Source organism: Methanosaeta sp. UBA458, from assembly GCF_002496085.1.
GTDB lineage: Archaea > Halobacteriota > Methanosarcinia > Methanotrichales > Methanotrichaceae > Methanothrix > Methanothrix soehngenii.
This window is the reverse complement of record NZ_DAIK01000106.1, coordinates 7,645-15,847: the sequence shown is the minus strand read 5'-3', so window position 1 is coordinate 15,847 and position 8,203 is coordinate 7,645. Positions and strand designations below refer to the sequence as shown.

The window sequence follows — 8,203 nt, the reverse complement described above, 5'->3', positions numbered from 1 at the left end:
TCGGCAAAAATAGCTACTTCTCATCCAGGCTGCCCTCGAACTCCTGGAAGGTGCGCAAGGACGAGGCCAGGACCTTTGTCTGGCCGATGAGGGCGGCGATAAACAGCGTATCCAGTATCTCGTCTAGGCTTGCCCCCGCCCGAAGGGCGGCGTTCATGTGCACCTTCAGGCACTTGTCTGCCCCCGAGGCAGCAGCGGCGGCAACGGCCAGCAGCTCCGCGGTCTTGGGCTCGAGGCTATTGGGCCGCAGGACGTAGAAGTCCTTCAGGCAGGAGAAGATCATGAACTCCGGCCGGCGGGCCATGACTCGCAGGATGAAGGGCACTATACCCAGCATCTCCTCGCTGTCTTCGAAGATGTCCTCTTGAATCGAGTCCTTGTTCTCCAGCAGGGCTCGAATAAGCTCCATGTTTTCCGGTTTCATTGTATTTGGTTCGAGGCCTCTTCCCATTCATGCAGCTTTCGCCTCACCTTCTCGGCATGGGGCGATTCAATAAATTCAGCGTTTTCCCTTTATTATGCGATTTTGTTCCTGCGATAGGCTTTGAGCGATGCCTCCTATATCCAATTCCTCAGCACACCAGCCGTTCAAAGCAGCTCTTGCAGAGCACCTTTCCCCCCGCCGTCCTCCCCAGGATCTCCATGAACTCCTCGCCGCACTCCTCGCATTTCAGGGAGGGATGGATGCGGGCCTTTTCGGGAGCGGGAATGTCAACCTCCTCCACAGTGAGGATATCCTCGTCCCTGGCAGAAAGGACCTTCTCTGTCGCCTGGGAGCGGAAGGCTGCCATCCTCTCCCGATCCTCCGGGCCCAGCTCTCCCTGAACCATCTTCTGGCGCAGCTCATCCATACCCTTGAGGATCCCGCCACGGAAATAGATTCTCAGTGCCTTATTCTTATCCCGAGAGTAGAAAGTGAAGGCCTGCTTGCCGTAGTCTTTGAAGAGGAGGTTTCCCTTGCCGGCGGTGCAGCCCAGCATGAATTGTATGGCATCTATGCTACAGGATTTGTTCTCGGCGATGCAGACCAGCTCCTCGTCCTGGGAGCGAGGGTAGTGCTCTTTTACATATTTTGCAATGCGATAGCCAATGGCAAGCCCAGGGCAAGTGTGGCCGTGAAACTCCGCAGCCTCTTTGAAGTCGTCATCCATATATATGGCGCGAGGGAACTCCGGTCTTCAGGCCGGAGAGGAATTGCGCACTTCACCTCCACTAATTCGCAAATTATTTATTCTCATAGCTGTATCTCCTCCTTGGAGAAACTGTTTCCAAGGCACTCTTAATTTACTGCATTACGATGCAGTGGGTATCAGTCAGTATGCCCCGAAGCCTCGATATAACCAGGAGGCAAGCTCCGGTCTTCAGGCCGGAGAAGCTGACATATCTCACCTGAAATCATTGAGCGAAATTCTGACCTCCATTGGTTTGCATGGATAAGTAAAAAGCGGTCTTGATCTGATTGGTCAAGAGCTCCACCGGGAGCTCTCTGGAGCCTTGCTGCGTGGACAGTTTTGCGGCTCTTCGCTGAATTAAGTGGGTGAGGTCCGGCAGACAATATGGCCTCTGTGCCTCTGTGGTTGGGTCAGAGCACTGCGGTTCACCACCGAGGCACAAAAGACATAGAGTTTTTTCGATTCAAATTCACCCCTGCATGCCCCACATGTAGCCCCGGCCGCCCTGCCTCTCCAGCTCAATGTTGTATGTGCCGCTGTGCCCGGAATCGTCGTCGATGACCACACGGCCACGGGCAATTTCTGAATCATCTGCCGAAATGGCCGCAGATATATGCCCTGCGATCTCGGCTTGATCTATCGAACCGGAAGTGGCGCCCTGACCTGCCAGGCTCGCACTCAGAGTGGATTTGTTGTCCGATGATTCTATGGTGACATTCACCAGATGATAGCTATCGTTGCTGATCCCAAAGCTCCCCCTTAAAATAGTATTCCTACTACCAGATCCCAGCCGGGATCTTATATCCTCAAGGCTGAGGTTTGATGAGAGAAGACTCCTGGCAACATCCGGGTCTAAAGTCGATATGGTCTCCACGTTCAGCCTGACGGGATATGATTCGGCATCATTGCTCGCCGTTCCCCGCCAATTCTGGACATCGACATTTCCTCTGCCAACGCCGTTGGATGTGCTTTGTGCACCTTTGCCGCCGGAGGAATTCAATGAGAGGCTGTTCGTTTCGCCCATGTGGGACCTTGATCTCTCGCCCATCTGGGATGCTGAAGGATTATCTTCTTGAGACCCAGAGGCGCTGGCGGTCTGGGATGGAGAATTGCCTTCGATTTGAGGGCCAGCAGTCTCGCCCATTTGCCGCGCTCCTGCATCCAAATTCTGAGCTGCTGAGCATGGACCGCATATCACCAGCAACAATAATGCCAGAGCGAAAAAAGCCAAAGCCTGGCGCATTATGCATCTCATCTCAATCACCGCACGTCCTGCCAGGTAATATATGTTATTGTAGGATGTAAGGGATCTTCGCCCCTTTGACATCCCATTGCATTCAGATATTCATGTGGCCAAAGTTAGTTTTGGCAACTGCCGTCGCGGTTACGATCGCGATCGCCGTCACAGTCGCCATTCGACCTTTCGTTATCCTGGTTTCCATATTGGTTGCCCAGTCCCTCCTGGTTACCATATGGGCAGTTGGGGTTGTTGCAGTCTTTGCCCTGATTTGCATTTTGAGCGGCCGGGCCACTTTGAGCTCCTTTGCCATTCTGAGCGGCTGGACCGTTATCATCTTCCTGACCATACTGATTCTGATTGCCCAGACCATCCTGGCTTCCGTATGGGCAGTTGGAATTCCTGCAGTCCTCGCCGCAATTGCCATAGTGAGCCCCAGGCCCATCCTGGCCTGCCAGTCCATTCTGCGATGCTTTTCCGTTTTGTGCTGCCAGGGCAGGAGATGCCAGCAGGCATGCCACCGCTAAAACCGACAATACAGCTATGTATTTCATATTTTACTTACCTCCAGATGGGATGGCCACTATTGCCATCCTCAAACCACTCCTTGCACTGAACGATAGAAAAAATCCAGGCCGAACCAGGATTGAGATTTTATTTCCCAAAAATGCTTAAAATTGTTCTTTATTGTTCTTAAATCTCTCTGACAATTCTATTATGTTCGTTCTGCCTTTTTCTCTTTTGGTTATCAATTTGCGCTTCTCCATTGAGGTTAAAATGCCTGATAGAGATGATTTAGAGATATCCGTCTCATAGCTGATATCCCTCTGGACCATCCTCCCTCCGCGCTGCAGCAGAAGCTTTAAGACGGATTGCTCTTTGTCCGTCAAAGTAGCCATCACCGCGGATATTTCGCTGGTATCCGCCATACCTGCTCTGAATTCCTCGCTGTCATCATTCTTTTGAGCAGATTGAACTTGATCCTCATGCTCAGCGTTTCTATGGCCGGATGATTGGGTTTTTATCATATGCTCATGAGCGGCAGGGCATTTTTCAGGCCCCAAAGGTTTTGACCTGCGCCTGGAGGAGCGGATCAGAAAAACAGCGCCAATAAGCAGCAAAATAGTAATTAATATCGCAACATATTGCAAAATTTCCATTTTTAAATTCGATATTCCAGCATTTGATCCAGCAGAGGTGACTGTATCTGCCAACGCCGCGGTTGCCTCGTCAATCTGAAGAGCATATCCAATTTCAACCGCAGGATCCAAAATATCATGTCCATAAACCTCAGCGACAACTGATCGGTTGGCGGCATAGACCAGATAATCAAGACCATCAGAAGAGTCAACTCCGCTGAGCTTTGCGTTCTCTGGCAGATAGAAGATAATCCTGTACTCTTCATGGATGCCTGGAGACTCAAATCTAAGGCTCCAACTATCAGCGGATTTGGAGGTTAGGGCATTGGTGATAGCATACAGCTGCCTGCTCTCATCATCAATAGAATACTCTGAGGAGTTCAAAAAGGGCAAGGATTCAGGATCCTCAACATATCCAGTGATCAAGCACCTTCCACCTTCGTCGACATACACGCTCAGTATAAGCTGATTTAGAAGGGGGTCATCTTCGGCGGACTGGATGGATGTTGCAGCGCTGAATATGATGGAATTGAAGAAGACAAACACCAAGATCAAACCGATCAAAAGATCCGGCCTGCGCATAAATCATTCTAATGCAGACTGCAACTTAAACCTGATGGAGGACTCCGCCAAAAAAGCTCAGCCCCATTCCTGCATAGACCACGACGGAAAAAGATGCCCTGTGGCTTTCTGTTTTCAGATTGCTGCCGAGATCCTCTGATCTAATTCCAGGCGAAAGAGAGATACCCATAGCCTGCCATGCAGTTTCTCATGCTTATGGGACGCAAAGCCAAGCCCGAGTCTCCGGAGGAGATGGCCATGGTGCATCACGCTCTGGAGAATCCCATCCGCCGGAGGATGCTCATCCTCATGAATGAGGGCCATCTGACAGTGGACGCGATCGCGAAAGAGGTGGGCGATCGAATGCTCGACTACCAGCTGCACCGGCTGGAGCTGGCAGGATTGCTGGAGGTGCATGATGGGCAAATAACCCTCACCGATGCCGGGCTGGCCTATGGCAGCCTGGTGAAATTGGAAAAAGAGAAGGGCGGAGCGGAAAAAATTAGACCGGAAGACCTGTAGACCCATGAGCCCATAGAGTCTCACCGGATCTGACCGTACTGCAGGGTATTTTGATCCTGGATCAAGCCCTCAATAAATCCCATCCTTTTCCCAGATGAGATCAGCCGTGGGACCTCCGAACCTTTCTCTCATTGCGATCCAAATAGTCCTTTATGGCCTCTACTACCACCTCGGAGCGCTGCACATAAAGGGCTCCTCTGCTTTTTATAACAAAATTCGATAGCCGGTCGTTCAGATCAGAATCCAGCTCTACCTCGATCTTAGGCATGATATCTGCTGGTTGCAGCTAGTATTTTAACATTAGTCAAGGCTTCAGCCTTTTGATCTCCAGATATCCGATCCCGTCATCCGGATAAGCGAACACCATCAGCTTTCTCACCGAATGGGCCAGGCGGACGGCGCGGGAGAGAACCGGAGGCATGAAGACATGATCCAGAGGGATGGCATGCACCAGATACTCAGAGTGAGGGACTTTTAGAGTCCCGTGTACCTGCTTGTAGACCCGAAAGTGGGTGCCGAACTTGAATCCCGTCTTGACCACCAGGCTTTTCTCCCTCAGGTCCCGGTAGGCGCCCAGCTTGAGTTCGAAGTCCTCATCGATCTGCTCTGCCCTGGCGGTGAGAGCAGGCAGGTCGACCGGTCTTCCCTGGCGGTCAGTCAGCTGAAGTTTGCCTTTTTCCAGCAGGTATGCCGACTCGACCAAAGAGAGCTGCAGCCGTTCGCCCACGGGCTTACCAAAAAATCCACTCTCATGCAGAAGACGAGAGGCCTCCGTGTCCCATAGAACCACCCGGTCCTCCAGCAGGGTGGCCATGCCTCCGTTCTCCAGCCCGGCCATCATCCCGGCCATCGACCGCTCGCGTGCCTCATAAAAGGTGATGTCGCTCTCTTCGTCCACAATGGCCAGCATGAGCTTCTTTCTCATCTGTCCAGCCAGGCGGACGGGCTCCATGATATCCTTTAAAGGCAAGGGATTGCGCTCCGATATGACCAGAACATAAAATTCCGCCGGCCCCTTTCCCGGGTGGCCTCCCCTGGGGTAGACCCGAAAATCCGGTCTGCCGGGCTGGACGTAGTAGCCCCGCTCCCTCAGATCCTTGTAGACCACATAGCGAAACTCAAACCCCTTCTCCATTGAGGAGGCAGCTTGAAAAAAGGATCTGAAGTCCAGCTCCTTCTCATTGCGCATTATCTTTATTCTTGATCGATCCAGGAGATAGGCCGCCTCCACCAATGAGAGCTCCAAGCCCTTCCCCTTGGGCCGGCCGAAGTAGCCCTGCTCGAATAGTTCAGGCAGGGCCTCAGGGCCCAGGCGGATCCTATCGTCCTCAAACTGGGCCCGAATCTCCTCTGGCATTCTAACCCAAGCCCAACCTATGACTGTCCTGCTTTGGGGGCGAGCATTCAGCAGCTCAGTTTATCCGGCCAGATGCCATGCATGATGCCCAGGGTCTTATCCACCAGAGAGTGCACGTCGTCTGCGGGATAGCCTGCAGAAAGCAGATAGGACTCAACGTGGTTTGGCACGGCGATGGACATCTGCTCCACCATGGAGACTGTCTGAAGGATGGTGTAGTCGCCAAGCCTAAAGGGGATTATGGCATCGGAGACTATGAGTTCGAATATCTCCGGGCTGATGGGCCTTTCTATGCCGGATAGGAAAGCCTCTAAGATCTCGCTGGTCCAATCGTGCTTCTTGCCCTCGTCCTGATAGGGCATCACCACCACTTCTCTTGTCTTGGCGTACTGCTCTACCAGCTGACTTGCAGTCACATCTCCCTTGAAGACCAGATTCAGGAAGTTGGTGTGGGGGACGGTGGTTGGCACCTTGCTCGCCCGGATGGAGAAGTTGACCTCCTCGAAGATGGTTCCAGCATCTGTTCCCTGGTGGCCAGCTCCCTTGCCGAACTGAATGGCGCTGGGCGAGGCCTTGACCACAGTATGCGGATCTCCATGCCTGCGGTCGATGTTCCCCAGGACGGCGGTAAGGCCCAGGGGCCGGGCGGCCAGAGCCAGCCGGGAGAGGCCCGTGGTGTTGCAGCTTGTGCACTGCACCAGCTTCGGTTTGGCATTTAGGAACATCTGATAGTTTTCCAGACCAAAGAAGAACTCTCGGGCGAAGTCCGCTTTCAGCTCCTCTGTGATCTTGACCTTCTTGTTCTCCTCCAATCCCTTCAGGAGCCCAGGCCGGTCTGCTCCTCCCATGAGGGAGACGAAGCAGTCGTTGGCCAGGCCCGCCTCCAGGTAGGGCAGCTCCTGGTCTCCGGGGGTTCCCACCATGATAAAATCGGATGCAGAAAAGAAGTCATCGTATCCGCCTTCGATCGTCACCCCTGCGGCCTGCCACTTATCCTTAAGGGCCATATCGCTGAGATAGGCCTTCACCCCGTAAAGGCGGTTGAACTTGGCCATGATGGACCTGGCCCGGCCATGAGGTTTTCTGAGGAGCACATTCAGATCGCCATCGATTCCAGCCGCTTTCTTGACCTCTGCGGTAGCAAGAAGAGTCCTTTTATTCTCTGTTCCATCGAAACCCACAAAGCCTGCATTACACTTCAAGAATCTTCACTCCTGATATGAAGTCTTAGTGACTATATTTTAACCTTTCCGGATTGCAGGAGTGCCATCCAGGATCGCTGGAATGGGCTAGACCGTTCTCGAATCATGCCGATCCATAGAGCTCTGCGATTCGATCTGCGATGTAGCTTGAGCTCTCAAGAGGGCTGGATACAGCCGCGTCAACCTCAATTTCAGGAGAGATCGGCTCCTCATAGGCCACGTTGACCCCCGGAACGAGCGCATTCTTTCTCCCCGCCTTCTTGTAGATATCTTTGGGAGAGAATACCGCATTTCTCCTCTCTTCTCTATCCATGCATACCTCTAAAGGAGCGCGGATGAAGACCTCGGCGAAGTTGGGGATCAATTGCCTGGCCAGATCTCTGTAGCGGCGTCTGTTGGCGGTAGCATCGATGATGACGTTTTTATTCTCTTCCGCCAGGATCTTTCCCATATAGGCCAGGCTGGCGTAGACGATGTCCCTTTCCTCCTCTGTATATTTCGGCTCTGGGGTGATGACCCTTCGGATCTCGTCCAGCTGGAGGATCTTAACCTCTATCCCCCTTTCCTGAAGCCTCTTTTTCACTTCCATCGCAATGGTGGTCTTCCCGCAGCCGGGGAGCCCAGTGAACCACATGACCCATGCCATAGTGAATATGGTCTATTGCTGGAATGATAAAGCATTCGATTCACAGAAATCAAACAAAAGATTAATATAAGATCAATTGATATATAGACATGCTGCGCGGCATAAAGCCCACTGCATATGGGGAATGGAGGCATAATATGATCGAGAAAAGAAATTTTGCATTGAGGGATAAAGAGGGCAACGAGATCGGCGTCTTTTCGGGCAAGCAGCCAAGGCAAGCAGCTTTGAAGGCGGCAAACCGGGGATTCACCGACATCCGTCTCAGGGAGAGAGGCACTAAGAAGGTTCACATATTTCAGGGCGAGAGGATACAGGTTCCTAAACCATCAAACGCCCCCAAATGGATGCCGGCCAATATATGGAAGCC

Annotated in this window: 11 protein-coding genes; 3 read left to right on the top strand and 8 right to left on the bottom strand. The window is 52.5% G+C overall.

Annotation, left to right across the window (positions count from 1 at the left end; all coding sequences use genetic code 11):
• Positions 1–13: 13 nt before the first annotated feature.
• From BP822_RS07450 to BP822_RS07440, 3 genes are all read right to left on the bottom strand, one after another.
• Positions 14–424 (bottom strand): carboxymuconolactone decarboxylase family protein, encoded by a 411-nt coding sequence (locus BP822_RS07450; RefSeq protein ID WP_048132450.1) that lies wholly within the window; start codon positions 422–424, stop codon positions 14–16.
• Between the two features lie 148 nt (positions 425–572).
• Positions 573–1,151, bottom strand: coding sequence for an FmdE family protein (locus tag BP822_RS07445; RefSeq protein ID WP_013720285.1), 579 nt, complete (start codon positions 1,149–1,151; stop codon positions 573–575).
• Positions 1,152–1,641: 490 nt separating this feature from the next.
• Positions 1,642–2,427 (bottom strand): hypothetical protein, encoded by a 786-nt coding sequence (locus BP822_RS07440; RefSeq protein ID WP_157863811.1) that lies wholly within the window; start codon positions 2,425–2,427, stop codon positions 1,642–1,644.
• Between the two features lie 110 nt (positions 2,428–2,537).
• Here BP822_RS07440 and BP822_RS07435 point away from each other — a divergent pair, with 110 nt between their 5' ends.
• Positions 2,538–2,936: a hypothetical protein gene (locus BP822_RS07435; RefSeq protein WP_286878075.1), complete on the top strand. Its 399-nt coding sequence runs from the start codon at positions 2,538–2,540 to the stop codon at positions 2,934–2,936.
• 144 nt (positions 2,937–3,080) lie between these two features.
• Here the strand turns inward: BP822_RS07435 and BP822_RS07430 are convergent, their stop codons facing one another.
• Entirely contained in the window at positions 3,081–4,130 is a 1,050-nt protein-coding gene (locus BP822_RS07430) for a helix-turn-helix transcriptional regulator (RefSeq protein ID WP_286878074.1), read from the bottom strand.
• A gap of 189 nt (positions 4,131–4,319) precedes the next feature.
• Here BP822_RS07430 and BP822_RS07425 point away from each other — a divergent pair, with 189 nt between their 5' ends.
• On the top strand, positions 4,320–4,631 hold the full coding sequence (locus tag BP822_RS07425; RefSeq protein ID WP_157863815.1) for a winged helix-turn-helix domain-containing protein: 312 nt from the start codon (positions 4,320–4,322) through the stop codon (positions 4,629–4,631).
• A gap of 100 nt (positions 4,632–4,731) precedes the next feature.
• Here BP822_RS07425 and BP822_RS07420 read toward each other — a convergent pair whose 3' ends face one another.
• The 4 genes from BP822_RS07420 to BP822_RS07405 form a co-directional block, all read right to left on the bottom strand.
• Positions 4,732–4,899 (bottom strand): hypothetical protein, encoded by a 168-nt coding sequence (locus tag BP822_RS07420; RefSeq protein WP_157863817.1) that lies wholly within the window; start codon positions 4,897–4,899, stop codon positions 4,732–4,734.
• A gap of 36 nt (positions 4,900–4,935) precedes the next feature.
• Positions 4,936–5,988, bottom strand: a complete 1,053-nt coding sequence (gene endA, locus BP822_RS07415; protein ID WP_013720289.1) for a tRNA-intron lyase — start codon at positions 5,986–5,988, stop codon at positions 4,936–4,938.
• A gap of 47 nt (positions 5,989–6,035) precedes the next feature.
• Positions 6,036–7,190 carry a hypothetical protein gene (locus BP822_RS07410; protein ID WP_013720290.1) on the bottom strand — a complete coding sequence of 385 codons (1,155 nt, stop codon included), beginning with the start codon at positions 7,188–7,190 and terminating at the stop codon, positions 6,036–6,038.
• Positions 7,191–7,293: 103 nt separating this feature from the next.
• The gene (locus BP822_RS07405; protein ID WP_273271609.1) at positions 7,294–7,836 is read right to left on the bottom strand and encodes an adenylyl-sulfate kinase; all 543 of its coding nucleotides are present in this window, start codon (positions 7,834–7,836) and stop codon (positions 7,294–7,296) included.
• A gap of 137 nt (positions 7,837–7,973) precedes the next feature.
• Here BP822_RS07405 and mc1c point away from each other — a divergent pair.
• Positions 7,974–8,203: chromosomal protein MC1c (mc1c, locus tag BP822_RS07400; RefSeq protein WP_273466128.1), on the top strand; the 230-nt coding region annotated here is incomplete at its 3' end.

Bases quoted from the DNA above. Each gene is read 5' to 3' on its own strand.
- BP822_RS07450 (WP_048132450.1), bottom strand. From the start codon at position 424: ATGAAACCGGAAAACATGGAGCTTATTCGAGCCCTGCTGGAGAACAAG.
- BP822_RS07445 (WP_013720285.1), bottom strand. From the start codon at position 1,151: ATGGATGACGACTTCAAAGAGGCTGCGGAGTTTCACGGCCACACTTGC.
- BP822_RS07440 (WP_157863811.1), bottom strand. From the start codon at position 2,427: ATGAGATGCATAATGCGCCAGGCTTTGGCTTTTTTCGCTCTGGCATTA.
- BP822_RS07430 (WP_286878074.1), bottom strand. From the start codon at position 4,130: ATGCGCAGGCCGGATCTTTTGATCGGTTTGATCTTGGTGTTTGTCTTC.
- BP822_RS07425 (WP_157863815.1), top strand. From the start codon at position 4,320: ATGCTTATGGGACGCAAAGCCAAGCCCGAGTCTCCGGAGGAGATGGCC.
- BP822_RS07420 (WP_157863817.1), bottom strand. From the start codon at position 4,899: ATGCCTAAGATCGAGGTAGAGCTGGATTCTGATCTGAACGACCGGCTA.
- endA (WP_013720289.1), bottom strand. From the start codon at position 5,988: ATGCCAGAGGAGATTCGGGCCCAGTTTGAGGACGATAGGATCCGCCTG.
- BP822_RS07405 (WP_273271609.1), bottom strand. From the start codon at position 7,836: ATGGCATGGGTCATGTGGTTCACTGGGCTCCCCGGCTGCGGGAAGACC.